24 protein-coding genes and 2 tRNA genes are annotated in these 24,061 nt (G+C 64.9%); 18 read left to right on the forward strand and 8 right to left on the reverse strand.

Going from position 1 to position 24,061, the window contains the following annotated elements:
* Positions 1–51 precede the first annotated feature (51 nt).
* Positions 52–1,098 (reverse strand): rod shape-determining protein, encoded by a 1,047-nt coding sequence (locus IPK65_11480; protein ID MBK8163726.1) that lies wholly within the window; start codon positions 1,096–1,098, stop codon positions 52–54.
* Between the two features lie 137 nt (positions 1,099–1,235).
* Between IPK65_11480 and gatC the strand changes: the two genes are divergently transcribed.
* The 3 genes from gatC (at position 1,236) to gatB (ending at position 4,604) form a co-directional block, all read left to right on the forward strand.
* The gene (gene gatC / locus IPK65_11485; GenBank protein MBK8163727.1) at positions 1,236–1,523 is read left to right on the forward strand and encodes an Asp-tRNA(Asn)/Glu-tRNA(Gln) amidotransferase subunit GatC; all 288 of its coding nucleotides are present in this window, start codon (positions 1,236–1,238) and stop codon (positions 1,521–1,523) included.
* 49 nt (positions 1,524–1,572) lie between these two features.
* Positions 1,573–3,030, forward strand: a complete 1,458-nt coding sequence (gene gatA, locus IPK65_11490) for an Asp-tRNA(Asn)/Glu-tRNA(Gln) amidotransferase subunit GatA (protein ID MBK8163728.1) — start codon at positions 1,573–1,575, stop codon at positions 3,028–3,030.
* 143 nt (positions 3,031–3,173) lie between these two features.
* Complete coding sequence (gatB, locus tag IPK65_11495; GenBank protein MBK8163729.1) at positions 3,174–4,604, forward strand: Asp-tRNA(Asn)/Glu-tRNA(Gln) amidotransferase subunit GatB; 1,431 nt, start codon at positions 3,174–3,176, stop codon at positions 4,602–4,604.
* A gap of 198 nt (positions 4,605–4,802) precedes the next feature.
* Here the strand turns inward: gatB and IPK65_11500 are convergent, their stop codons facing one another.
* From IPK65_11500 to IPK65_11515, 4 genes are read right to left on the reverse strand one after another with little or no spacing between them, the layout of a single operon-like run.
* Complete coding sequence (locus IPK65_11500) at positions 4,803–5,240, reverse strand: M67 family metallopeptidase (GenBank protein MBK8163730.1); 438 nt, start codon at positions 5,238–5,240, stop codon at positions 4,803–4,805.
* Positions 5,241–5,251: 11 nt separating this feature from the next.
* The gene (gene prmC / locus IPK65_11505; protein ID MBK8163731.1) at positions 5,252–6,139 is read right to left on the reverse strand and encodes a peptide chain release factor N(5)-glutamine methyltransferase; all 888 of its coding nucleotides are present in this window, start codon (positions 6,137–6,139) and stop codon (positions 5,252–5,254) included.
* Positions 6,136–7,218 (reverse strand): peptide chain release factor 1, encoded by a 1,083-nt coding sequence (prfA, locus tag IPK65_11510; GenBank protein ID MBK8163732.1) that lies wholly within the window; start codon positions 7,216–7,218, stop codon positions 6,136–6,138. The genes prmC and prfA overlap by 4 nt, the downstream gene beginning before the upstream one ends.
* 6 nt (positions 7,219–7,224) lie before the next feature.
* Entirely contained in the window at positions 7,225–8,487 is a 1,263-nt protein-coding gene (locus IPK65_11515; protein ID MBK8163733.1) for a glutamyl-tRNA reductase, read from the reverse strand.
* A gap of 243 nt (positions 8,488–8,730) precedes the next feature.
* On the opposite strand from IPK65_11515, the gene IPK65_11520 reads away from it, so the two are divergent.
* The 11 genes from IPK65_11520 (at position 8,731) to IPK65_11570 (ending at position 18,607) form a co-directional block, all read left to right on the forward strand.
* On the forward strand, positions 8,731–10,395 hold the full coding sequence (locus IPK65_11520) for a tetratricopeptide repeat protein (protein ID MBK8163734.1): 1,665 nt from the start codon (positions 8,731–8,733) through the stop codon (positions 10,393–10,395).
* A 69-nt stretch (positions 10,396–10,464) separates the two neighbouring features.
* On the forward strand, positions 10,465–11,094 hold the full coding sequence (lolB, locus tag IPK65_11525; protein MBK8163735.1) for an outer membrane lipoprotein LolB: 630 nt from the start codon (positions 10,465–10,467) through the stop codon (positions 11,092–11,094).
* A gap of 54 nt (positions 11,095–11,148) precedes the next feature.
* Positions 11,149–12,063: a 4-(cytidine 5'-diphospho)-2-C-methyl-D-erythritol kinase gene (gene ispE / locus IPK65_11530; GenBank protein ID MBK8163736.1), complete on the forward strand. Its 915-nt coding sequence runs from the start codon at positions 11,149–11,151 to the stop codon at positions 12,061–12,063.
* 23 nt (positions 12,064–12,086) lie between these two features.
* A tRNA-Gln gene (locus IPK65_11535) sits at positions 12,087–12,161 on the forward strand.
* 118 nt (positions 12,162–12,279) lie between these two features.
* Positions 12,280–13,218 carry a ribose-phosphate pyrophosphokinase gene (locus IPK65_11540; protein ID MBK8163737.1) on the forward strand — a complete coding sequence of 313 codons (939 nt, stop codon included), beginning with the start codon at positions 12,280–12,282 and terminating at the stop codon, positions 13,216–13,218.
* Between the two features lie 103 nt (positions 13,219–13,321).
* On the forward strand, positions 13,322–14,002 hold the full coding sequence (locus IPK65_11545) for a 50S ribosomal protein L25/general stress protein Ctc (GenBank protein MBK8163738.1): 681 nt from the start codon (positions 13,322–13,324) through the stop codon (positions 14,000–14,002).
* Positions 14,003–14,035: 33 nt separating this feature from the next.
* Positions 14,036–14,641, forward strand: coding sequence for an aminoacyl-tRNA hydrolase (gene pth, locus IPK65_11550; GenBank protein ID MBK8163739.1), 606 nt, complete (start codon positions 14,036–14,038; stop codon positions 14,639–14,641).
* 21 nt (positions 14,642–14,662) lie between these two features.
* Positions 14,663–15,751: a redox-regulated ATPase YchF gene (gene ychF, locus IPK65_11555; GenBank protein MBK8163740.1), complete on the forward strand. Its 1,089-nt coding sequence runs from the start codon at positions 14,663–14,665 to the stop codon at positions 15,749–15,751.
* A 130-nt stretch (positions 15,752–15,881) separates the two neighbouring features.
* Positions 15,882–15,958 (forward strand) — tRNA-Met (locus IPK65_11560).
* 858 nt (positions 15,959–16,816) lie between these two features.
* Positions 16,817–17,653 carry a hypothetical protein gene (locus IPK65_11565; protein MBK8163741.1) on the forward strand — a complete coding sequence of 279 codons (837 nt, stop codon included), beginning with the start codon at positions 16,817–16,819 and terminating at the stop codon, positions 17,651–17,653.
* 24 nt (positions 17,654–17,677) lie between these two features.
* Positions 17,678–18,607: a hypothetical protein gene (locus IPK65_11570; protein ID MBK8163742.1), complete on the forward strand. Its 930-nt coding sequence runs from the start codon at positions 17,678–17,680 to the stop codon at positions 18,605–18,607.
* Between the two features lie 316 nt (positions 18,608–18,923).
* Here the strand turns inward: IPK65_11570 and IPK65_11575 are convergent, their stop codons facing one another.
* Complete coding sequence (locus IPK65_11575) at positions 18,924–19,220, reverse strand: hypothetical protein (protein MBK8163743.1); 297 nt, start codon at positions 19,218–19,220, stop codon at positions 18,924–18,926.
* A gap of 195 nt (positions 19,221–19,415) precedes the next feature.
* On the opposite strand from IPK65_11575, the gene IPK65_11580 reads away from it, so the two are divergent.
* The 3 genes from IPK65_11580 to IPK65_11590 all read left to right on the forward strand — a co-directional run bounded on the left by IPK65_11580 (position 19,416) and on the right by IPK65_11590 (position 22,424).
* Positions 19,416–20,864, forward strand: a complete 1,449-nt coding sequence (locus IPK65_11580; protein ID MBK8163744.1) for a HAMP domain-containing protein — start codon at positions 19,416–19,418, stop codon at positions 20,862–20,864.
* A 12-nt stretch (positions 20,865–20,876) separates the two neighbouring features.
* Positions 20,877–21,623 (forward strand): response regulator, encoded by a 747-nt coding sequence (locus tag IPK65_11585; GenBank protein ID MBK8163745.1) that lies wholly within the window; start codon positions 20,877–20,879, stop codon positions 21,621–21,623.
* Positions 21,624–21,797: 174 nt separating this feature from the next.
* Positions 21,798–22,424 (forward strand): hypothetical protein, encoded by a 627-nt coding sequence (locus tag IPK65_11590; protein ID MBK8163746.1) that lies wholly within the window; start codon positions 21,798–21,800, stop codon positions 22,422–22,424.
* A gap of 66 nt (positions 22,425–22,490) precedes the next feature.
* On the opposite strand, the gene wrbA is transcribed toward IPK65_11590, so the two are convergent.
* Both wrbA and arsC read right to left on the reverse strand, forming a co-directional pair.
* Positions 22,491–23,093 (reverse strand): NAD(P)H:quinone oxidoreductase, encoded by a 603-nt coding sequence (wrbA, locus tag IPK65_11595; GenBank protein MBK8163747.1) that lies wholly within the window; start codon positions 23,091–23,093, stop codon positions 22,491–22,493.
* A 2-nt stretch (positions 23,094–23,095) separates the two neighbouring features.
* A complete protein-coding gene (gene arsC, locus IPK65_11600; protein MBK8163748.1) occupies positions 23,096–23,443 on the reverse strand; it encodes an arsenate reductase (glutaredoxin) in 348 nt (115 codons plus the stop codon).
* A 149-nt stretch (positions 23,444–23,592) separates the two neighbouring features.
* Between arsC and IPK65_11605 the strand changes: the two genes are divergently transcribed.
* Positions 23,593–24,054 carry a DUF4398 domain-containing protein gene (locus IPK65_11605; protein ID MBK8163749.1) on the forward strand — a complete coding sequence of 154 codons (462 nt, stop codon included), beginning with the start codon at positions 23,593–23,595 and terminating at the stop codon, positions 24,052–24,054.
* Positions 24,055–24,061 lie beyond the last annotated feature (7 nt).

Below are 24,061 nucleotides of genomic sequence, written 5' to 3' on the forward strand. Positions count from 1 at the left end.
CCGGACGCCGCCTGCATCATGGTCTGAGGTATGATCGACGCGCCGAGGGCGTCATTCGACCACGAAAATCTCCCCGTTGTGTTCATCGAGCATCTCCAGTGCCCGGCCGCCGCCGCGCGCCACGCAGGTGAGCGGGTCCTCGGCGATGATGACGGGCAGGCCGGTCTCCTCGGACAGCAGCCGGTCGAGGTCGCGCAGCAGCGCGCCGCCCCCGGTCAGCACCATGCCGCGCTCGGCGATGTCGGCGCCGAGTTCGGGCGGTGTCTGCTCGAGCGCGGTCTTGACCGCGCCGACGATGCCGGAGAGCGGTTCCTGCAGCGCCTCGAGGATCTCGTTGCTGTTGAGGGTGAAGGTGCGCGGTATGCCCTCGGCGAGGTTGCGCCCGCGCACCTCGATCTCGCGGATCTCGTTGCCGGGGTAGGCTGAACCGATCTTGTGTTTGATCATCTCGGCGGTGGATTCGCCGATCAGGCTGCCGTAGTTGCGCCGCACGTAGTTGATGATGGACTCGTCGAAGCGGTCGCCGCCGATGCGCACCGAGGCCGCGTAGACGATGCCGTTGAGCGAGATCACCGCCACTTCGGTGGTGCCGCCGCCGATGTCGAGCACCATCGAACCGCTGGGCTCGCCGACCGGCATGCCTGCGCCGATGGCGGCCGCCATCGGTTCCTCGATCAGGTAGACCTCGCGCGCTCCCGCGCCGGCGGCGGATTCCTTGATCGCGCGGCGCTCGACCTGGGTGGAGCCGCAGGGGACGCATACCAGCACGCGCGGGCTGGGGCGGAAGAAGCGGTTTTCGTGCACTTTGCGGATGAAATGCTGTAACATCTTCTCCGTCACGGTGAAGTCGGCGATCACGCCGTCCTTGAGCGGACGGATGGCGGTGATGTTGCCCGGCGTGCGGCCGATCATCAGCTTGGCCTCGGCGCCCACGGCCGCCACGGTGCGCTGCCCGCCCGCCCCCGGTTCCTGGCGGATCGCGACCACGGAAGGCTCGTTCAGCACGATACCCTGTCCGCGGACGTAAATCAGCGTGTTGGCGGTGCCGAGATCGATGGACAGGTCGTTGGAGAAGATGCCGCGCAGGCGTTTGAACATAGGGGCGTCGTCCTTGTTATGGGGGGTGCAGGCCGGGAATACTCTAACAGTGGGTCGGGTTTTCGGCAAGCCGACGGGACGCGTCGCATCGGCTGCATCGCGGGACGCAGCAGAGACTGTAAAAACAGGGGTGAGAGATGTCCTTGAATGACGGCGACGTGAAGCGGATTGCGCGCCTTGCGCGGCTCGAAATCGGCGCGGACGACGTGCCGCGCTACGCGCACGATCTTTCTGCCATCCTCGCGTTCGTCGAACAGATGGGGTCGGTCGATACCGGCGCGGTCGCGCCCATGGCGCACCCGCTCGACGCGGTGCAGCGTCTGCGCGAGGACGCGGTTACCGAAGATGATGCGCGCGCGGCCTTCCAGGCGATCGCGCCGCAGGTGGAGCGCGGACTGTACCTCGTCCCGAAAGTGATCGAATAACCTTCCCGTCCCGCGAACTTAATTTCCGCATACCCGCAGTCGAACGCCGATGCATACCCAGTCGATCGCCGAATTGTCCGCCGCGCTGCGCTCGGGCCGCTTCTCGAGCGAGGAGCTGACCCGGCACTACCTCGCGCGCATCGCCCGGCACGATCCCGGACTGAATTCCTTCATCAGCGTGACGGAGGAGAAGGCCCTCGCGGCGGCGCGCGCGGCCGACGGCCGCCTGCGCTCCGGCGATGCCGGGCCGCTGACCGGCGTGCCCTACGCCAACAAGGACATCTTCTGCACGCGCGGCGTGAAAACCAGCTGCGGTTCGCGCATGCTGGACAACTTCATCGCCCCCTACGACGCCACGGTGGTCGAGCGCCTCGGACAGGCCGGCGTCGTCATGCTCGGCAAGACCAACATGGACGAGTTCGCCATGGGTTCCTCCAACGAGACCAGCTGGTACGGTCCGGTGCGCAACCCGTGGGACCGGGCGCGGGTCCCCGGCGGATCCTCCGGCGGCTCGGCGGCGGCCGTGGCGGCACGCCTGGCCCCGGCGGCGACCGGCACGGATACCGGCGGATCGATCCGCCAGCCGGCCGCGCTGTGCGGACTGACCGGATTCAAGCCGACCTACGGGCGCGTGTCCCGCTACGGCATGATCGCCTTCGCCTCCAGCCTGGACCAGGCCGGTCCGATCGCGACCAGCGCCGAGGACGCGGCGCTTCTGTTGACCGCCATGGCGGGTTTCGATGCGCGCGATTCCACCAGCCTGGAGCAGCCGGTGCCCGATTACCGCGCCATGCTGGATGAGGCCGCCGTCGCGGGACTGACCATCGGTCTGCCGCGTGAATATTTCGGAGCGGGGCTGGACGCCGGCGTCGCGCGCGCAATCGAGGAGGCGATCGCCGTATATCGCCGCCTGGGCGCCAATGTGGTTGAGATCAGCCTGCCCAACAGCGCGCTGGCGGTGCCGACCTACTATGTGGTCGCCCCGGCCGAATGCTCTTCCAACCTGTCGCGTTTCGACGGCGTGCGCTTCGGCCATCGCTGCGCGGAGCCGCGCAACCTGCTCGACCTGTACGAACGCAGCCGTGGCGAGGGCTTCGGGGCCGAGGTCAAGCGCCGCATCATGATCGGCACGTATGTGCTGTCAGCCGGCTATTACGACGCCTACTACCTCAAGGCACAGAAGCTGCGGCGCCTGATCAGCGAGGATTTTCGCCGCGCCTTTGCCGAGGTTGACGTCATCCTGGGGCCGACGGCGCCGACCCCGGCGTTTCCGCTCGGCGCCAAGCAGGACGACCCGCTGACCATGTACCTGTGTGACATCTACACCATCGCGGTCAACCTCGCCGGGCTGCCCGCGCTGTCGCTGCCCTGCGGTTTCGCCGGCGGGCTTCCGGTCGGGCTTCAGCTCACCGGAAACTATTTCGACGACGGCCGCCTGCTGGGGCTGGGTCACGCCTACCAGCGCGAGACCGACTGGCACCGGCGCATCCCGCCGGGATACGAATGACGTGAGGCGTGAGGGGTGAGACGTGAGGAGTAAGACAAAAGGGCTGTTGAATTTTTCCACCTCACTCCTCACCCCTAACGCCTCACCTGTCTAAAATAGAGCGCAACCAGAATGGAAATCATGAACAGAGCGAGTGGTCGCTGATGGACTGGGAAACCGTCATCGGGCTGGAGACGCACGTCCAGCTATTGACGAAGAGCAAGATCTTCTCGGGCGCCTCCACCGCCTACGGGGCTGAGCCCAATACCCAGGCCTGCGCGGTGGACCTCGGCCTGCCCGGCGTGCTGCCGGTGCTGAACCGCGAGGCGGTGCGGCTGGCGGTCAAGTTCGGCCTGGCGATCGGGGCGACCATCCAGCCCCGCTCCGTGTTCGCGCGCAAGAACTACTTCTATCCGGATCTGCCCAAGGGCTACCAGATCAGCCAGTACGAGCTGCCGATCGTTTCGGACGGCCGCCTGGAGATCTCACCCGAGGGCGGGGACGCAAAGACAGTCACCATCGTGCGCGCCCACCTGGAGGAGGACGCCGGCAAGTCGCTGCACGAGGACTTCCACGGCATGAGCGGCATCGACCTCAACCGCGCCGGTACCCCGCTGCTTGAGGTGGTGACCGCACCCGACCTGCGCTCCGCCGCCGAGGCGGTGGCCTACATGAAGAAGCTGCACACCCTGGTGCGTTACCTCGAGGTCAGCGACGGCAACATGCAGGAGGGCTCCTTCCGCTGCGACGCCAACGTGTCCGTCCGCCCGCGCGGCAGTGACAGGCTGGGCACGCGCACCGAAATCAAGAACCTCAACTCCTTCCGCTTCGTCGAGCGTGCGATCGAGTTCGAGATCGCGCGCCAGATCGAGGTGCTCGAAGGCGGCGGCAGGATCGTGCAGGAGACGCGGCTGTACGACCCCGACCGCCACGAGACGCGCCCCATGCGCAGCAAGGAGGAGGCCTACGACTACCGCTACTTCCCCGACCCCGACCTGCTCCCGGTGGCGCTCGACGAGGCCTTCATCGCGGTGGTGCGCGGCACCTTGCCGGAATTGCCGGACGCCAGGCGCGATCGCTTCATGCGCGAGTTCGGCCTGACCGCGTACGAGGCGGAGGTGCTGACCGCGAGCCGCGAGCTGGCCGATTACTACGAGGCCGTCGTGACCGCCTGCGCCAGCCCGAAGCCGGCGGCGAACTGGGTGATGGGAGACCTGCTCGGCGCGCTCAACAAGGAGGGGCGCGAGATCGGCGCCTCCCCCGTCAGTCCCGCCCTGCTGGGCGGACTGGTCCGCCGTATCGACGACAACACCATCTCCGGCAAGCTCGCCAAACAGGTGTTCGAGGCGATGTGGTCCGGCGAGGGAGACGCGGATGCGGTCATCGCCAGGAAAGGCCTGCGCCAGATCACCGACAGCGGCGCGATCGAGCAGGCGGTGGACAAGGTGCTCGCCGACAATCCGCAGCAGGTCGAGCAGTTCCGCGCCGGCAAGGACAAGGTGATCGGCTTCCTGGTCGGCCAGATCATGAAGGCGACCCAGGGCAAGGCCAATCCGGCGCAGGTGAATGAGTTGCTGTTAAAGAAACTGAAGTGAGGCGTGAGGGGTGAGGAATTAGGGGTAAAAGAAGAAAAATACTAATTTAAAAAGTACTGGACAAGGAAAATGCAGCGAGCAAACTCCTGTCGCCTCACGCCTCACGCCTCACGCCTCACGCCTCACGCCTCACGCCTCACGCCTCACGCCTCACGCCTCACGCCTCACGCCTCACGCCTCACGCCTCACGTATTGTGTTCATTCTTCAATTTCCAGCGTTACTTCGCTTGCCCCTCCCGCCCGGATCCGGTATCCCCGCATCTCCAGCACCCCCTTGGTGTCGAGCGAGATGATCAGGTATACGGCATCGGGATAGCCGGCCTCGGCGATGTCGACAGTCGAGGGCGCGGCGGGGCTGGCGGGGTGCGAGTGGTAGATGGCAAGCAGATCCTCGCCCGACTCACGCATTTCGCGCAGCGCGGCGATCTGGGCCCGGGGATCCATCCGGTAGCGGGAGCTCGGATGCGGGGCGGTGTTGGCGACGCGGATGCTGCGCGAGGCGCCGCCCCCGCGGGCGCTGATCAGGCCGCAAACCTCCTGTCCCGGAAGGACGCGGGCGTGATCGAGCAGCTCGTTCACGATGCGGCGCGGCAGCCGGAGCGCATCGTCCGCATGACTGCTCCCGTCCGTCGTCAATCCCCGTGCGTTCACGTGGCGGGATCCCCCCGGTGACTGGCCGCTGTCGCCCGCCTGTGTCCGCCGATGTCGACACGGTGTTCGATCCGGTCATATCCGCGCTGCCGGAGCAGGTCGGCGACGGCGTCGGCCTGGTCGTAACCGTGCTCGAGCAGCAGCCAGCCGTCGGGGACCAGGTGCGCCGGCGCCGCGGCGACGATGCGTGCGATCGCCTCCAGTCCGTTGCCGCCGGTGGTCAGCGCCACGCGCGGTTCGTGCGGCAGGTCGCCCTGCTGCAGGTGAGGGTCGCCGGCGTCGACGTAGGGTGGATTGGAGACGATCAGATCGAACCGTTCTCCGTCGAGCGCAGCGCACCAGTCACCCAGGCGGAACTCGACCTCCGCGGCCCCGAGTCGCGTTGCGTTTTCCCGCGCAATCTCGAGCGCCGCGGGGCTGATGTCGGTCGCTACGACACGGGACGCCGGGCGCTCCAGCGCCACGGTCAGCGCGATGGCGCCGCTGCCGGTGCCGAGGTCGGCAACGCGCCGGGGTGCGCCGTCAGGCAGCCGTTCCAGCGCGAGGTCGATCAGGAGCTCGGTCTCCGGCCGGGGGATCAGCGTGGCGGGGGTGACACGGAAGCGGCGCGACCAGAATTCGCGCTCGCCGGTCAGGTAGGCGATCGGTTCGCCCTGGGCTCGGCGCGCGACGAGGTGGCGGAAGCGCAGCATGGCCGCGGGATCGGGCGCCATCTCAGGGCGCGCCAGCAACTGCGTGCGCGAGCGCCCGATGACGTGGCCGAGCAGGACCTCGGCGTCGAGGCGCGGGCTGTCGCTGCACGATGCAAGCTGGCGCGTGGCCCAGGCCAGTGTCGCCTGGACGCTGGCTGCGGCGGACAGAGCCGGGTCGGCGGTCAGGGTCATGGCGCGAGGGCCGCCAGCTCTTCGGCCTGGTGTTCGTTGATGAGGGGGTCGATGACCGGGTCCAGATCGCCTTCCATGATATCGCCGAGCTTGTACAGGGTCAGGTTGATGCGGTGGTCGGTGAGGCGTCCCTGCGGGAAATTGTAGGTCCGGATGCGTTCAGAGCGGTCGCCGCTGCCGACCTGCAGGCGGCGCGCCTGCGCCTGTTCGGCCTGCTGTTTCTCGCGCGCCTGCGCGGTCAGGCGGGCCTTCAGCAGCGAGAGGGCGCGCGCGCGGTTCTTGTGCTGCGAGCGTTCGTCCTGGCATTCGACCACGATGCCGCTCGGCAGGTGCGTGATGCGGATCGCCGAGTCGGTCTTGTTGACGTGCTGGCCGCCCGCGCCCGAGGCGCGGTAGGTGTCGACCCTGAGGTCGGCCGGATTGATGTCGACCTCGCCGACCTCCTCGGCTTCAGGGAGGATCGCCACCGTGCAGGCCGAGGTGTGGATGCGTCCCTGCGCCTCGGTGGCGGGGACGCGCTGCACGCGGTGGGTGCCGGATTCGAATTTCAGGCGCGAGTAGACGCCGCGGCCGATGACGCGGCTGATGATCTCCTTGTAACCGCCGTGCTCGCCGTGGCTGGTGCTCAGCACCTCGATCTGCCAGCGCCTGCGCTCGGCATACATCGAGTACATGCGGAACAGATTGCCGGCGAACAGCGCGGCCTCGTCGCCGCCGGTGCCGGCGCGGATCTCGAGAAAGATGTTCGCATCGTCGAGCGGATCGGAGGGTATCAGCAGGCGCTTGACCTCGGTCTCAAGCCGTTCGTCCTCCTGCCGGACCCGTTTCAGCTCTTCCTGCGCCAGCGCGCGCACGGCGGGATCCTTGTCTCCGAGCATCTCCTCCGTCGCGGCGATCTCGGCGCGGTTGTCGCGGTAGGCGTCGAAGGCGGAGATGAGCGGGCCGAGCTGGGCGAATTCCCTGGACAGCTCGCGGAAACGCTGCGTCTGGGCGATGGTGCCGGCGTCTGACAGCAGCGCCTGCAGTTCCTGCAGGCGCTCGGCCAGTGAGTCCAGCTTGCGCTCGATGGACGGCGTCAACACGGATTACTCGTCCGGATCCTTCAGGTCGAGCAGCTCGCGCGCGGCGCGCAGCAGGTCGTTGCGCCCCTCGAAGCCGGCACGGCGCATCTGCGCCGTCAGGTCGTGCGCGAGCTTGTTGGTCAGCGCGTAGGCGAGGAGCGCGAGGACCTTGTCGGGATCGGCGCCGCTGCGCAGCATGCGGCGGGCCTTTTCCAGTTCTCCCTCGCGCAACGCCTCGGCATGATCGCGGTATGCGCGGATGGCGGTGACGGCGTCGAGCGAGCGCAGCCAGCCCATGAAGCGCAGGGTCTGCGCATCGATGATGTCCTCCGCCTGCAGCGCGGCCTGCTGGCGCGAACGCAGGCCCTCGTCGATGATCTCCTTGAGGTCGTCCACGGTGTAGAGGTAGACGTCGTTGAGCGAGCCCACCTCGGGCTCGATGTCGCGCGGCACGGCGATGTCGACCATCAGCATGGGCCGGTGCCGGCGCGCCTTGACCGCGCGCTCCACCGCGCCCTTGCCGAGGATGGGCAGCTGGCTCGCGGTAGAGGAGATCACGATGTCGGCTTCGGCGAGGTAGGCCGGGATCTCGGCCAGCGTGATGGCCAGCCCGTTGACGGCTTTCACCAGGTTCTCGGCGCGCGCCAGCGTGCGGTTGGCGATGATCAGGCGCTGGATGCCGTTTTCGCGCAGATGGCGCGCGGCCAGCTCGATGGTGTCGCCGGCGCCGATGAGCAGCGCGGTGTGTCCCGCGAGCGAGCTGAAGATCTGCCTGGCGAGGCTCACGGCCGCGAACGCCACCGATACCGGGCTCGCCCCGATCGCGGTATCGGTGCGGATCTGCTTGGCGACGGAGAAGGTGTGCTCGAACAGCTTGTTGAGGAGCTTGCCTACGGTCCCGGCCTGTTTGGCCGCTAAATAGGCATCCTTGATCTGTCCAAGGATCTGGGGTTCGCCCAGGATCATGGAGTCCAGCCCGCTCGCCACCCGCAGCAGGTGCCTTACCGCGCCCTGGTCGGGATGAGTGTAGAGATAGGGTTCGATCTCCTCCGGGCGCAGCTTGTGGTACTCGCGGAACCAGTCGATGACGATGCGGCCGTCCGGCTGGTCGAGGCAGCATACCAGCTCGGTGCGGTTGCAGGTGGACAGTATGGCCGCCTCGCTGATGTGGACGTTCGATGTGAGGTCGCGCAGGATCGTCGGCAGCCGGTCGGGCGGGAACGCCACGCGCTCCCGCACCGGCAGAGGAGCCGTCTTATGATTGAGGCCGATGGCGACTAACGGCATGGATGTCCGCCCGGCGTATCCGTGCACGCCAGCAATGTCTTGGTTCGGGTTTGATGAGCAGGGACAATTTTAACTGATTTTCTTGAGATAAAAGGCTATTATTGTGCTGTCAGACTGTCCCCGGAAGCGCCTGATCAAGCCTTCCCGCTTTTGTCCACGAAGGACCGGCATATGCGAAGCTCACCTTTAACTGTTCTGGCGGGAGTCCTCTGTGCGGGGCTTTCCGCCTGTTCCACTATGGGCGTGCACGAACAGGGGGCCGCATTCGCGCCGGCGTCCGCGGCGGGGGAAACCGCGCACGGAGCCGCTCCGGATTTCCCCTCCATAGAGCTCAGCGGCGAGCTATTGTATCAGATCCTCGAGGCCGAGATCGCGTTGCAGCGCCGCCACTACGACGTCGCCGGGGCGCGTTATCTCGAATTGACTGAGGCGACACGCGATCCGCGCTTTGCAGAAATGGCGACGAAGATCGCCATCTTCTCCCGCGATGACGCCCACGCCCTTCAGGCCGCGCGGCTCTGGACGGAGCTCGATCCCGCCCAGATCGAGGCGCATCAGATGGTGGTCGTCGCCTCCATCAGGACGGGCGAGGTGGATGCCGCCCTGCCGCACATAGAATTTCTGCTGGAACCGCGCGAAGGGTTCGAAGATGGATTCAATCTCATCGCCAGCCTGCTGAGCCGCGATGAGGACGTTGCCGCCGCATTACAGCTTCTGGAGCGGTACATCGCCGGGCACGACGACAACCGGATGGCGTATTTCAATTACGCCCAGTTCGCGGTCCGCATGGGGCAGCTGGCCAAGGCGGAGGAGGCGATTGACCGCTGTCTCGCGCTGGAGCCAGGCGCGGTCGACGCCATCGCCCTTCGCGTCAGGGTGCTGCAGCAGCAGAGACGTGAAGCGGAGGCGCTCAACTTCATGGCGGAGTCGGCGCGGCGGTTTCCCGAGGATACGCGGCTCGGCCTGATGTACGCCCGCATGCTGGTCGACGCCAAACGGCTGGAAGAGGCGACCGCGCAGTATGAGCTGGTGCTCGGCCGGATGGGGCCCGACACGGACGTCCTGCTGGCTCTCGGGATGATCAACCTGCAGCTCAACCGCCTCGGCGATGCGGAGAAATACCTGCTCCAGGCCGCGCAGGACAAAGGCGCAGGCAACGATGCACTGTTCTATCTGGGCCTGCTCGAGGAAGGTCGCAACAACGCCGCCGCCGCCATCGGACACTATGCCGCCGTGGCGGGCAGCAGCCTGTATCCCGAGGCGCGGATACGCATCGTGGTTCTGCTCGCCGGTGAAGGGCGCATGGACGAGGCGCGCGAACAGCTGAACACCCTGCGTATGCAGTTCCCCGACCAGCAGAAACGCCTCTACCAGGTCGAGGGCGAGATTCTGCGCGGCGCCGGCCGGAGCGAGGAGGCGATGAAGGTCCTCAGCGCGGCGCTTGATTCCAGCCCGGGCGATTTTGACCTGCTCTACCAGCGCGCCATCACGGCGGACTCCCTGGGCCAGATGGACGTCTTCGAAGACGACCTGCGCGCCATTATCGAGCGCGATCCCGACAACGTCGACGCCCTCAATACGCTCGGCTATACGCTCGCTGACCGCACCGACCGCTACGAAGAGGCCTACGTGTACATCCAGCGCGCACTCGCCCGGAGCCCGCAGAACAACGCGATCCTGGACAGCATGGGCTGGGTGCTGTATCGCCTGGGCAATCACAAGGAGGCCATCAAGTACCTGCGCCGTTCGCTGGAGATCAAGCAGGATCACGAGGTCGCCGCGCATCTGGGCGAGGTGCTGTGGGTCTCCGGCGCGCGCGAGGAGGCGATCAACGTGTGGGAACAGGCGCTGGAGCTGTTCCCGGACGACAAGCTGCTGCTGGATGTCATGAAACGATTCGGCCAGTGAGCGCGCGGACAGACTCCATGGCCGCCGTGGATTGAGCTTCCGCCCGATGCCTTTCGTGCCCCGTATGCGATGATCCGTCGCTGCTCCTTCCCGCGAATACTGACGGGAATCCTGCTTCCCCTGCTCGTCATCTCCTGCGCCTCGGTGCCGGACGGCCCGTCGCTGCCGCACGGGGAGACCGACACCGCCTGGTCCGCGCGCCGCGCGGCCCTGCAGGGGATGCAGTCCTGGGATTTCAGCGGCCGCATCTCGGTGAGCGGCCCGGATGGTTCCTGGAACGCGCGTATCCGCTGGGCCCAGCGGGGTGATGCCTACGACATCGATTTCATGTCGCTGTTCGGGCAGAGGGTGGCGCGGATGGAGAGCAGCGGGGGCGCCGTGGCACTGCAGCTGCCGAACGAGGAACCGCTGCGCGCCGCGACCGCCGGAGAACTGCTGGCGGCGAGCTTTGGCTGGTCTGCGCCGGTTGACGCACTGCGTTACTGGGTGCTCGGGACTCCGCAGCCGCGGCATGAGGCGACGACCCGGCTCGACGGGCGCGGCCGCCTGTCCAGCCTCGAGCAGGAAGGCTGGCGTATCGAGTATCCGCAGTACATCGGCGTCGGGGGGGCGGCAGGCGACCTGCCCCGCAAGCTCACCCTGGAGGGCGCGTCCCTGAGCATCCGCCTGGTGATCGATGACTGGTATCTCGCGGAGTGAGTGAGACTCCGGTCCTTGTGGCGTATACTGTCGCGGTTTCCGCAGGCCCCGCCGATGAGTTTGACCGACACGCCATCCCGTAATGAAAATCCCGCCCCGCAGCCGGATCCCGGGCGCGGCTGGCCGGCGCCGGCCAAGATCAACCGCTTCCTGCACATCACCGGCCGCCGCGCCGACGGTTACCACCTGCTGCAGACGGTGTTCCAGTTTCTGGACTATTGCGACACCCTTGATTTCGCCCTGCGCGCCGACGGCGTCATCCGCCGTGCCACGCCCGTGCCCGGTATCGATCCCGAGGCCGACCTGGCCGTGCGTGCTGCACGCCTGCTGCAGCGCCACGCCGGGGTCCCGGACGGGGCCGACATCGGCCTGGTGAAACGCATCCCGCTGGGGGGTGGCCTGGGGGGAGGGAGTTCGGATGCCGCGACCACACTGTGCGCGCTTAACTGTCTATGGAATCTTGAAATTCCGCTGGATGAGCTGGCCGCCCTGGGATTGAGGCTGGGGGCGGATGTCCCGGTGTTCGTGCACGGGCAGGCGGCGTGGGCGGAGGGCGTGGGCGAAGTCCTCACCCCGCTGTCGCTGGACGAGCCCTGGTACCTCGTGGTGTCTCCGGATGCACAGGTATCCACCGCCGAGATCTTTGCCGCGCCGGAATTGACACGCGACAGCGATGCCCTCACAATAGGCGGCTTTCTTTCGGGCGATCATGGGGTTAATGTGTGCGAGCCGGTCGTGCGTGCGCGCTATCCCGCGGTGGCCGAGGCGCTGGACTGGCTGAGCCGTTACGCGCCCGCCCGCATGAGCGGGACCGGTGCCTGTGTGTTCGCGCCCTTCGTCGAGCGGCGCGCGGCCGATGATCTGCTGCGGCGTCTGCCTGCGGACTGGCACGCCTTCGTGGCCAGGGGGCGCAATCGTTCGCCCCTGCTGGCCAGGGTCGCGTTACACTGTGCGGGGCGTGCGCGGTGATCAGCCCGGGCGGGAGGAATGCATGGGGTGTCGCCAAGCGGTAAGGCACGGGATTTTGATTCCCGCATACCCAGGTTCGAATCCTGGCACCCCAGCCAATTATGCCCGGGCGACGCCGCGGGCCGGGATGACACATTTGAACATGCAGTGTGATACCAGGGGTGCGCAGGCGTGAACTTTACCACTGACAGCGAATCCGGCGGGATCTTCCGGCAGATGGTGGTGTTCAGCGGAACAGCACATCGCCTGCTGGCGCAGAGCATCGTCGCCCGCCTGAATCTGACGCTCGGCCAGGCCAACGTCGACCGCTTCAGTGACGGCGAGGTCCACATCGATATCGCCGAGAACGTGCGCGGCAAGGATGTGTTCATAGTGCAGCCGACCAGCGCGCCGACGGATACCCACCTGATGGAGCTGCTGCTGATGGTGGATGCGATACGCCGCTCCTCGGCCTACCGCATCACGGCGGTGATCCCGTATTTCGGCTATTCGCGCCAGGACCGGCGTCCGCGTTCGGCGCGCGTTCCGATCAGCGCCCGCGTGGTGGCGGACATGATCACCAACGTCGGCACCGACCGCGTCCTGACAGTGGACCTGCACGCCGACCAGATCCAGGGATTCTTCGACATCCCGGTGGACAATGTGTACGCCTCGCCGGTGCTGCTGACCGACATCTGGCGCAGCAAGTATCCGCGCGTGATCGTGGTGTCGCCGGACGTCGGCGGGGTGGTGCGCGCGCGCGCGATGGCGAAGCAGCTCGGCGGCGCCGACCTGGCGATCGTCGACAAGCGCCGTCCCGGTCCGAACATCGCCAAGGTAATGAACATCATCGGCGACGTACGCGACCGCACCTGCGTCATGCTCGACGACATGGTGGACACGGCGGGCACCCTGTGCGAGGCGTCGCGCGTACTGAAGGAGGAGGGCGCCGCCAAGGTGGTCGCCTACTGTACGCATCCGGTGCTGTCGGGAGCGGCCGTGGAGCGCGTCAACACTTCCGTGCTCGACGAGCTGGTGGTGACGGACACCATCCCGCTGTCGGCGGACGCGGTGCTGTCTCCCAGGATCCGCCAGCTGTCGGTGGCGGACATGCTGGCCGAGACCATGCGCCGCATCAATGCGGAGGAGTCGGTCAGCTCGATCTACATGGATTGACCGGCGGTCCGCGGCCGCGGGGCGCGGGGTTCTACGGGGTTTTTTGGGTCGGTTCCGGCTGGTCGCGGCCGGTGCCGGTGTTGGGTAACTGAGGAGAAATATCATGAACGTGAGTTTTGAACTGAATGCGCAAGTCCGTCACGACAGCGGGAAGGGAGCGAGCCGCCGCCTGCGCCGTGAAGGCAAGGTGCCCGCCATCATGTACGGCAGCGGGCAGCAGCCCGTGAGTCTTGTGCTGGACCATGACGCGGTGCGGCACAGCCTGGAGAACGAGGCCTTTTACTCGCACATCCTCACCGTCAACGTCGACGGCCAGGCGGTGCAGGCGGTGCTCAAGGATCTCCAGCGCCACAGCTACCGTCCGATCATCATGCACATGGATCTCCAGCGCATCAGCGAGACCGAGGAACTGCGCATGCATGTTCCGCTGCACTTCATCGGCGAGGCATCAGCCCCCGGCGTCAAGCTGGGAGGCGGTATCGTTTCGCACCTGGTGACGGACGTCGAGGTTACGTGTCTGCCCAGGCATCTGCCGGAATACCTCGAGGTGGACGTCAGCAGCCTGCAGCTGAACGAGACCCTGCATCTTTCCGACATCAAGCTGCCCGAGGGCGTCAGGATCATCGCGCTGACGCACGGGGCCGAGCATGACCTGCCGGTGGTGTCGATCCATGTCCCGCGCGCGGCCGTCGAGGCCGAAGCCGCACCTGCAGCGGAGGCCGTGGCGGCCCCGGCCGCAGGCGAGGCCAAGCAGGAAGGCGAGGCGAAGGGCGGCAAGGGCTAAAAGGGCTAAGACACGAGCGCCGGGGCGGCCTTCTTGTCGGCGCCGATCGAAGTCATCGCCGGCCTGGGAAACCCGGGCGGCGACTATCAGGATACGCGCCACAATGCGGGTTTCTGGTTGCTCGACGATCTTGCGCGGCAACTCGGTGTCGAGTTCAGGGCGGAGCGCCGTTTCCATGCGGAGACGGCGCGCGCCGATCTGGACGGACACCCCTGCCACTTGCTCAAGCCCGTCACCTTCATGAACCGCAGTGGCCAGGCGGTCGCCGCGCTCGCGCGTTATTACCGCGTTCCACTCGAGAGGATCCTGGTGGTGCACGACGAGATCGACCTGCCGCCGGGGATTGCGCGGCTCAAGCGCGGCGGCGGGCACGGTGGGCACAACGGGCTGCGCGACATAATCGAGGTGTTCGGCGGCGCGGCGGATTTCCTGCGCCTGCGCCTGGGGGTGGGGCGGCCGGCCAGCAGCGACGACGTGGTGAACTATGTGCTGCACGCACCCTCGGTTACGGACCGCGCCCTGATACGCACGGCGATCGACGATGCCATCGCGGTGCTGCCGCTAGTCGTGTCCGGTGAGGCCGGGCGCGCCATGAACCGGCTCCACCGCCGCAGGGACGACAACGCAAAGCCGGAATAGCAACGGCAGGAGCTTTCGAATATGGGATTCAAATGCGGCATCGTCGGACTGCCCAACGTGGGCAAGTCGACGCTGTTCAATGCGCTGACCAAGGCCGGCATCGACGCGAGCAACTATCCGTTCTGCACCATCGAGCCGAACGTGGGCGTGGTCCCGATGCCGGACCCGCGCCTGGCGGCGCTCGCCGCCATCGTCAGGCCGCAGCGCGTGCTGCCGACCACCATGGAGTTCGTCGACATCGCGGGTCTGGTGGCCGGCGCCTCCAAGGGAGAGGGGCTCGGCAACAAGTTCCTGGCGCATATCCGCGAGACCCAGGCCATCGCCCATGTGGTGCGCTGCTTCGAGAACGACGACATCGTGCACGTCGCGGGCCGGATTGATCCGCTGGCGGACATCGAGACGATCGATACGGAACTGGCCCTGGCGGATATGGAGACTGTGGAGCGCGCACTTGAGCGTATCGCGCGCCAGACCCGCAGCGGGGACAAGGAGGCCCTGGCGCGGCAGGCCTTGCTGGAGAAACTGCGCGCGCATCTCGATACTGCGGCACCGGTGCGATCCCTGGGACTGGGCGACCAGCTGGACAAACTGCAGGATCTGCACCTGTTGACAGCCAAGCCGACGATGTACATCGCCAACGTGGCGGAGAACGGCTTCGAGAATAATCCGTTGCTCGACCGCGTGCGCGCCTTCGCCGCGGCGGAAGGCGCCGAGGTGGTGCCGGTGTGCGCGGCGATCGAATCCGAGATCGCGGAACTGCCGGATGAGGAAAAGGCGGAGTTCCTCGCCGACCTGCATCTGGACGAGCCCGGCCTCAACCGGGTGATCCGGGCCGGTTACCGCCTGCTGAAGCTGCAGACCTATTTCACCGCCGGTGAGAAAGAGGTGCGCGCCTGGACCATTCCGGTCGGCGCCACCGGCCCGGAGGCGGCCGGGGTGATTCACACGGATTTCCAGAAGGGTTTCATCCGCGCCGAGGTCATCGCCTATGCCGATTTCATCGCCTGCAATGGCGAGCAGGGCGCGAAGGAGGCGGGCAAGTGGCGCCTGGAAGGCAAGGAGTACATCGTCCAGGACGGCGATGTCATCCACTTCCGGTTTAACGTCTAGGCGAGGAGGCTGTCGGACGGTAATCTAAAAAAGAAAAGTCGACGACCCGGCCGTTTCGTACTTGTCGCGCTGCGAGCGAATTCGGTATGATTATCTGCCGCTTTCCTCTCTATCCTTCGCACTGCATTCCGGCTATGTAGCTCAGTCGGTTAGAGCACAGCATTCATAATGCTGGTGTCCCTGGTTCGAGTCCAGGCATAGCCACCATCTTTCCATCCGAATAATGGCTCATGGCATCGGGCGCATGCTGCCGTTTGAGAATCAGGTTCTCAGGCGGCGCCATGAGCCCATGCGGATAGCGCCTTCTCATGTCCGCGCGACGCGCTTCCAGCCTGTGGTTTCAGATGTTCATCGCAGTAGCTCCCGGGGAAACGACGTTGTCGGCTTACAGTAAATTCGCTTTGTTCACGGAGGAATGCCTGGCATTTCACAACGATGTTCCGGTGGGGCGTGGTGCTGGTGGTGCTAGAGGTACACCGCTGATCGCCACGCCACCCTGTGTTCAAACGTCCGGGTCTCAATGCCTCATACATAGCGCGATTGACAGGCGCGGATCGTGAATGTGGCTTCTTATTGATATCTAAAAAAATTGATCCGATGTGCAAAATTCATTGATATTTAAGAAACTAACAATGTGCAAAAATTATGGAGAAATTAAGGAAAAACTTTGACTGCAATCACCAATTGTGATTAAACTTGCCCTGAGTGTCTGGTCGGAAGGCGGTTCTGAGCGATTCCCCGGATGGAAGGTTGTGTAGCCCAGTGTTGCGCATGCACTCGGTTTCTCAGGGAGGTTTCTCATTAAGGACAATATAAGACACTGTTATATATATAATTTATAACAGTTTCTGCTCATAATATATTCATTGGGAGAGACAAATGAAGAAACTAACTTCTCTGTCCTTGGCGCCAGCCGCGATTTTCATCAGCGGCGCTGCCATGGCGGCACCGATCGGTGGCTACGACGCGTGGACGGTTAACGCGGGTACCATCACGGCGACCTGCCCGGCGGGCCATACGTGTTCCAACCTGGATGCCACCGGCAACGGCATTCTGCAGCAAAAGATGGTGGACAACGCTGACACCACCGTTTCCTACTTCCGTACCATCGTAGTCGACGAAGGCACCACCGCGACGGACCTGGCCTCGGTACAGGCCCTGGGTTTCCGCGTTGAAGGCCAGATCGGCATCGACGGCGGCGGCGGCAACAACTACACCAACCGCAGCGTGATCAAGGGCGGCTCGATCCTGGGCAACGACCAGATGTCGACCATGGCCGAAGTCAACAGCGGCGCCCTGCAGGCGGGCAGCCTGGCCCCTGTCGTATTGGACCAAGAGCAGGGCCTGGGCTCGACTGCCCGTCGCATGGACTGGCATTTCCATGAGAACGGCGTGCACTACCTCGAGTTGAACGCCTACTCCTCCGGCGGTGTTGCCGGCGGCGGCACGGGCAACGAGGGCGCCATCACGGTGCGTCGTTCAGGCAACCTGACCCTCGGCGGCACCCTGACGCTGGATCCGAGCATCACTGAAGGTTCCCAGACCTTGGCCTATGCGGCCGGCAACTCCGTCACGGCGGTGTGGCTGACGCAGGCGGCCTCGGGCGTCGGTTCCTTCACGAACCGGACCCTCGGTCTGCAGCGCTATACCGTGGTGACGGGCGCAGGCGGTCCCAAGACCAACGTCGGCGGCACCTCGATCGACGCGAGCAACAGGGATGGCGCGGGTAACTTCGCGATCACCCTGAATGCCACCGGCTCCGAGATCAGCGGTACGCAGTTCGGCTGGAACAATGCCCTGTTCGGTAACACGCCCCAGGAGTACTTCACCAACTCGCTCAACAGCGCGTTGGCAGCTCCCCCGGCGCCGGGTACCTACACCAATGACTTCGTCATTCCCTAACGACGCCTAGACAGGAGAGTAATCATGAATCGCAAATATATAGCTTTGGCGATGGCGTCCGCGGGAGGGTTGCTGATTTCGGGTTCAGCCCTGGCGGGTTCCGCCGCAGCACACAATGCACCATTGAGCTTTGACCAGTACTCGGTCACCAACGGCACCATCACCGATACCTCGGTTGAGTGCGCCTCCACGTGGACCTGCGTGTCCCTGGATGCCACCAGCCCCGGTTTGCTGATGCAGCAGGTCACCGATCCGGGTAACGGCGTCTCCTTCATCCGCACCATCGTGGTGGAAGAGAACGCGAACGGCACGACGGCTGCGGGCCTGACGTTCTGGCAGGAAGCCCAGACGTATGCCAGCGGTGTCCTCAACAACAACATTGCCTTGACACAGGGAATTGTGGATGGCGGCATGGACTTCCGCGTCGACATTTACGAGCAGGCCTTCCGTACGGACGGGGATATCTCCATCCCGACCAGCGGCGGCGGCGGCGCGGAGATGTACATGAACCAGACGATCGCCACGGCCGGTCAGACCTTCCAGCAGGATGGCGTGAACGGCAACGCGCGTCAGCGCATCGACCAGGTCCAGGGCACCAACCCGGGCAAGTTCACCTATGCCTCCATCGACGGCGCGGCGTTCATGCCGACCGTGGGCGGTACGCTGGGTGGCACGGTGATGCCGGCGCTGGCCTATGCCTCGACGGACGGCATCAGCGTGGTGTGGATCGGTGCGGATCAGCCGGGTAACTACGCGGCCTCGCTGCGTCAGTTCGGTTACCAGGAATTCCGCAACTGGGGTTCGATCGCGGTGACCGCTCCGGGCACCAACGTCGCGGCCGGCTCCTCGAGCTACATGGCGCAGGGCCCTCTGGGCCAGTTCACCGCCAACGGCTCGTGGGACTGGGATGCGGCGCTGTGGGATCTGGGCGCTGCGCCCTCCGGCCCGCCCTGATCGTAGTTTTGTAGCAGTACGGGTCGCAGTCTGACCCAGGATATATCATCCCAAAGATATATCCGCGTTAGTGGTAGCAACGTCAGTTAGGGGGGGCATTGCCCCCCCTTTTTTTGTTTCCGGTTTCCTGCGACTTACCGAAATCCTCCAGATGCACCGGGCTGAAACGGGGTGCGATCCTCCATTCTGCGCATCGAGGTAATGGGGAGGATAAGTATCTATCCCGTCAGGACCGGCGCGTGCAATACCGTTCGAAGCGGCCTGGATGACGGCTTCTCCGGCTCATGTGAGCGATACGACTGGCTCGCGGGTTGATTTACAGACGCAGCAGATTCAGTATGCGCAAGCCGCCGCCTTCAATGACCTCGTAGGATACTTCCACCATATCGTTGACCGAGAGAGGGATCAGTGATTCCCGGGATGCGATGAAACGGATCGGCGCTTGCGACTCGGCGTCAAGGATGACGAAGGTGTTGCCGGCCCGGTCGATGGACACGATGTTGCCCATATGCATATTCTCGCCCAGGCTGTCGCAGGCGTTCGCCGGACCTGAAGCAAGCAGGACGGCGGATAACAGTGCAGCAGTTGAATATTTCATGACTTGATCCTCCATGGGTTGGCCCGGTCTGCCCCAGATTAACCCCATGGAGCATCATTCGCCAAGCCGCTGCGCCATCTCTATGGCGTTCCAGGTGGCGGTTCAATAAACTGATGCCATGTACGTGAAATCGCACGCCGCGTGTCTGCATCTGGCGCCGTATCGGCGTGCGCACCTCATTGGATACCCGCGCCTTTCCTGCAAGCGTGTATGAATCTGTCGATACGGCATAAGATCTTCCTGATATTGCTGTTATCGATCGGTCTCGTGGTGACGAGCATGACGGTGCTGATGACCTGGTCGCTGGAGCAGGTATTCGTACGCTTCATCGATGGTCAACAGCAGACGAGGATTCAAGGCATCGCGCAGCGCATCGAGAGGGAATACATCGAGGGTAGCGGCTGGGAGCGTCTCGATGAGAATCAGCTTCTGTGGGCGCAAATGCTGCTCGGGAACATCGATAATACGGTACAGCACCGTCCCGAGCTGTTCACGCCATCATCCACAGGGCACGCCGAGATCGTCCGGGACCGTGATCTGCTGCTGGCCCAAATCAAGCTTACCGAAGGCGGCTTTCTGCAGGCGGACCGCCGGGTCATGCTGCTCGACGCGGACAAATCGATCATCTACGGCGAGCCCGAGCTGGCGGACCTGCTTACCCTGCGTCCGATCACCGTCGACAAGCGCACCGTCGGCTACCTCGGAGTACTGCCCGGACCGTCGCTGGCGGACCTGAGCGCAGCCCATATACTCGACCAGCAGACCGACGCCTTCGCGTTCATTGCGCTGACGGTGATGCTGGTATCCGCGCTGCTGGCCTACGCGTTTGCGGACCGCCTGATACAGCCATTGCGCGCCATTACCGAAGGTTCGCACGCCCTGGCGGCCGGGCATTACGATTCACGCGTCCCGGTCCGGGGTTCGGATGAGCTGGGCCGGCTCGCACGGGATTTCAACAGCCTCGCCGAGGCGTTGCAGCACAACGAAGGGATACGCCGCCAATGGGTTGCGGACATCTCGCACGAAATACGCACGCCGCTGGCTGTATTGCGCGGGGAACTCGAGGCCCTGCAGGACGGCGTGCGGTCACTGGATAGCAAGGCGGTCAATTCCCTGCATGGGGAAATCCTGCGCCTTAATCGCCTGGTGGACGATCTTTACGAGCTGTCCATGACCGATCTCGGCGCCTTGCAGTACCGCAAGACCTTGGTGGATCCCGTCGCCATCCTGCTCGACGACCTCAAGTCGCACACCGAAGAGTTCCGCGCCGTCAATATCGATGTCACGCTGGAGAACCGGCTTGCCGAGGCAATATCCCTCAGCGCGGACCCGGACAGGCTGGAACAGCTGTTCTACAACCTGCTGGGCAATACGCTGCGCTATACGGACGCCGGTGGCCGCCTGCTGATCCGGGTGAGCCGGGACGAGCAGCAACTGATCCTGGATTTCATGGATTCCGCGCCGGGTGTTCCGGAGGAGGATATGCCGCGCCTGTTCGACCGGCTTTACCGCGTCGAGTCCTCCCGCAGCCGTGCCTTCGGCGGTGCGGGACTCGGGCTGGCCATTTGTCGTAATATCGTGCATGCCCATGGCGGGACCATCTCCGCGCAGACTTCCAGCCTGGGCGGACTGTGGGTGCGTGTCACGCTGCCTCTGTAGGAAAGGATCGAAATGAATGACGTGAGCTCTCAACGGATACTGGTGGTCGAGGACGAGGACAAGCTGCTTCAGCTGCTGCAGGACTATCTCGCCGACGCCGGGTTCACCCCGTCCGGGCTCAGGGACGGCAAGAAGGTGATCCCGTGGGTGCGCGAGCACAAGCCGGATCTCATCCTGCTGGACATCATGCTTCCCGGCCAGGACGGCCTGGAGATCTGCCGGGCGATACGCTCCTTCAGCCAGGTGCCGATCATCTTCATCACCGCGCGGGTGGAGGAGATCGACCGCCTGCTGGGACTGGAACTGGGCGGGGACGACTATATCTGCAAGCCGTTCAGCCCGCGCGAAGCCATCGCGCGCATCAAGGCGGTACTGCGGCGGCTGGCGGCCGCGGAGCATCCCGCCGCCTCTTCCGGAAATATATTGTCGCTGGACCTGAACAGCCACCGTGTCTGGGCGGGAGAGCGCAGCGTGGTGCTCACCACGGTCGAGTTCAAGCTGCTGGAGACCCTCCATCGCGAACCGGGCCGGATATATTCCCGCGCGTACCTGATGGATCGCATCTACCAGGACAGCCGAATCGTTTCCGACCGCACGATCGACAGCCATATCAAAAAGCTGCGGAAAAAACTCGCAGCCCTGATCCCCGACATGGAGATCATCCACTCGGTGTACGGCGCGGGATATCGTTACGAGCCCGTAGCTTCCGCGGGGGATACATCCACAAATCACAAGGATACAGCCGAGGTTTCACGATAGTTACCGATTCTTTCCCGAATTCATGCGCAGTCCGCCCGCATCCTTGCACTGGTCACGGCGGACGCCATTCGACCTGCGACTCACGACGAGTCATCGTCAATCCCTCTGAGGGCAGCTCACCGATTGTCCGCCTGAACATCCCAGCAACCGCGTCAGTAGAGCGGGGATCAGGCCATGATCGATTACAACCGGCGGCTTCTGTTCGTCCATATCGCCAGGACCGGCGGCACGAGCATCGAAACCGTGTTCGCCGGCATCGACTGGTGCCATATCGATCTGCCGACGAAGCACCTGTCCGCCGCGCAGGCGCGCGCCTGCTACGGTGAGGAAATCTGGAACAGCTTCACCAAGTTCACCGTGGTGAGAAATCCCTGGGACAGGCTGGTGTCCATGCGGGCGGCGGGATCATGGTGCTTCGATGAGCGGTGCGCCCGGGGCTGTGACATGAAGGCATTCCTGGAGCAGCTCAGGCCGCATCCGAACGAGAGGTATCAATCGCTTTTCTATCACGAGGTGATTGATGAAAAACTGGACCACGTGCTCCGCCATGAATCCCTGCAGCAGGATCTGTCGCGCATGTTGATGGGCCGGGGGCTCGCGCCCGTCGTCCTGCCGCATGTGGAGGCCACGCGCAGGGAACACTACAGCCGCTATTACACGCCGGAGTCGGCGAAGATGGTCAGGACGATGTTCAGGACGGACATCGACGACTACGGTTACCGCTTTGAGCTGGCCACTTTCGCGCGGGACGCCGCCAGCGGTCCCCTGTCACGGTATCCCGGCATGCTCTCGGGCGCCTGACCGCGCCTCTCACCGTCGATCTCCCTCAGAATCATTTACAGGCAACGGTGCGCAATTTAGCAAGGGCTATGCGCCGCCGCGTCCGAGGCTGGCCGCGGTCTCCGCGACTCGCCGTCCAAGCGCGCGGCAGAGGCGTTTTTCCTCCTCGGTCAGCGGTCGTATCCCGTCGAGCCCGGCGGTATGGCTGGGACCGTAGGGCGTGCCGCCGCTCACGGTGTTCATCAGGTCGGACTCGCTGTACGGAAGACCGAGCAGCAGCATGCCGTGATGGAGCAGGGGAAGCATCATGGATAGCAGCGTGCTTTCCTGTCCGCCGTGCAGCGTCCCGGTCGAGGTGAATACGGCGGCGGGTTTCCCGATGAGCGCGCCCGACAGCCACAGGGAGCTGGTACCATCCAGGAAATACTTGAGCGCGGCCGCCATGTTGCCGAAGCGCGTCGGGCTGCCCAGCACGAGCCCGGCGCACTCCGCCAGGTCGTCATGGGTCGCGTAAGGCGGCCCGTCGGCCGGGATGGTGTCCTCCACCGCCTCGCAGACCGTCGAGACCGCGGGCACCGTGCGCAGGCGCGCGCGGAAACCGGGCACCTCCTCCACCCCGTGAGCGACCTTGTGGGCCATGGCGGCGACGTTGCCATGGCGGCTGTAATACAGTACGAGGATCTCGGGCATGGTTACAGGATGTCCAGAACCTTCTCGGGCGGACGGCCGACGACGGCGCCCAGATCCGTCACCACGATCGGACGCTCGATCAGGACGGGATGCTCCGCCAGGGCGGCGATCAGCTGATCGCGGCTGAGGCCGGGGTCGTCCAGCCGGAGGTCGCGGTAGGCCGACTCCTTCTTGCGCATGAGATCCCGCGGCTCCATCCCCAGGCGGTCGAGCAGTTCCTTCAGCCGTTTCTGCCCGGGCGGATCCTTCAGGTATTCCACGATTGTCGGTTCGATGCCGTACTTGCGCAGCAGTTCGAGCGCCTGGCGCGATTTGGAGCAGCGCGGATTGTGATAGAGGGTGACGTCCATGGGCTTCCCGGCGGGCCGTTGGGTGATTGCGTCATTCTACTCCGCCGTTTCTTGACAGCCTATAGGTCGGGTGATAGTTTGCCAATAAAAACGAGACCTTGGCGATATCCGCCGAGCGTTTCCCAGACCTCCCGATGTGTGCGCATGGCATGTTCGCAACGATGATCAGGATTGCCGGTTTCGCCGTCCTCGCGGCGATTGGCCTGGCGGGCTGTGCCACTGCGCCGATGCAGGAGATGAGTGACGCCCGCCAGTCGGTGCAGGCCGCGCACGAGGCCGGCGCCCGCGACTACGCCTCCCACAACCTCCGCATCGCCGCCGAATACCTGGAAGAGGCCGAACGCGAACTCGAGCTGCGCTATTTCAGCCGCGCGCGGCACGACGCCGTGGTGGCCAGGAGCGAGGCGCAGAAGGCGCGCAACGTCACCCTCGCCATCCGTGAGGCCGAGGGCGAGATCGACCGATCCGGCGCCTCAGAGGACGTGGTGCGGCAGGCCACCGACCTGCTGCTCGACGCGATGCAGGCGGCTGTCGAGGGCAAGGACAAGAAGGCCATCCGCCTCGCCGACGAGGCCAGGACCCTGCTGCAACAGCCTGCTGCCGCGCCCTGATCTCGCG

It is taken from the genome of Gammaproteobacteria bacterium (assembly GCA_016712635.1).
In the GTDB taxonomy this organism is placed as follows: Bacteria; Pseudomonadota; Gammaproteobacteria; order SZUA-140; family SZUA-140; genus JADJWH01.

Coding starts and splice junctions, on each gene's coding strand:
- IPK65_11575 (MBK8163743.1), bottom strand. CDS start 19,220: ATGGAGGATCAAGTCATGAAATATTCAACTGCTGCACTGTTATCCGCC.
- gatA (MBK8163728.1), top strand. CDS start 1,573: ATGCATACCCAGTCGATCGCCGAATTGTCCGCCGCGCTGCGCTCGGGC.
- ychF (MBK8163740.1), top strand. CDS start 14,663: ATGGGATTCAAATGCGGCATCGTCGGACTGCCCAACGTGGGCAAGTCG.
- IPK65_11580 (MBK8163744.1), top strand. CDS start 19,416: ATGAATCTGTCGATACGGCATAAGATCTTCCTGATATTGCTGTTATCG.
- gatC (MBK8163727.1), top strand. CDS start 1,236: ATGTCCTTGAATGACGGCGACGTGAAGCGGATTGCGCGCCTTGCGCGG.
- IPK65_11585 (MBK8163745.1), top strand. CDS start 20,877: ATGAATGACGTGAGCTCTCAACGGATACTGGTGGTCGAGGACGAGGAC.
- wrbA (MBK8163747.1), bottom strand. CDS start 23,093: ATGCCCGAGATCCTCGTACTGTATTACAGCCGCCATGGCAACGTCGCC.
- IPK65_11605 (MBK8163749.1), top strand. CDS start 23,593: ATGTTCGCAACGATGATCAGGATTGCCGGTTTCGCCGTCCTCGCGGCG.
- IPK65_11515 (MBK8163733.1), bottom strand. CDS start 8,487: ATGCCGTTAGTCGCCATCGGCCTCAATCATAAGACGGCTCCTCTGCCG.
- IPK65_11590 (MBK8163746.1), top strand. CDS start 21,798: ATGATCGATTACAACCGGCGGCTTCTGTTCGTCCATATCGCCAGGACC.
- IPK65_11540 (MBK8163737.1), top strand. CDS start 12,280: ATGGTGGTGTTCAGCGGAACAGCACATCGCCTGCTGGCGCAGAGCATC.
- IPK65_11570 (MBK8163742.1), top strand. CDS start 17,678: ATGAATCGCAAATATATAGCTTTGGCGATGGCGTCCGCGGGAGGGTTG.
- lolB (MBK8163735.1), top strand. CDS start 10,465: ATGATCCGTCGCTGCTCCTTCCCGCGAATACTGACGGGAATCCTGCTT.
- IPK65_11565 (MBK8163741.1), top strand. CDS start 16,817: ATGGTGGACAACGCTGACACCACCGTTTCCTACTTCCGTACCATCGTA.
- gatB (MBK8163729.1), top strand. CDS start 3,174: ATGGACTGGGAAACCGTCATCGGGCTGGAGACGCACGTCCAGCTATTG.
- ispE (MBK8163736.1), top strand. CDS start 11,149: ATGAGTTTGACCGACACGCCATCCCGTAATGAAAATCCCGCCCCGCAG.
- prmC (MBK8163731.1), bottom strand. CDS start 6,139: ATGACCCTGACCGCCGACCCGGCTCTGTCCGCCGCAGCCAGCGTCCAG.
- arsC (MBK8163748.1), bottom strand. CDS start 23,443: ATGGACGTCACCCTCTATCACAATCCGCGCTGCTCCAAATCGCGCCAG.
- IPK65_11480 (MBK8163726.1), bottom strand. CDS start 1,098: ATGTTCAAACGCCTGCGCGGCATCTTCTCCAACGACCTGTCCATCGAT.
- IPK65_11545 (MBK8163738.1), top strand. CDS start 13,322: ATGAACGTGAGTTTTGAACTGAATGCGCAAGTCCGTCACGACAGCGGG.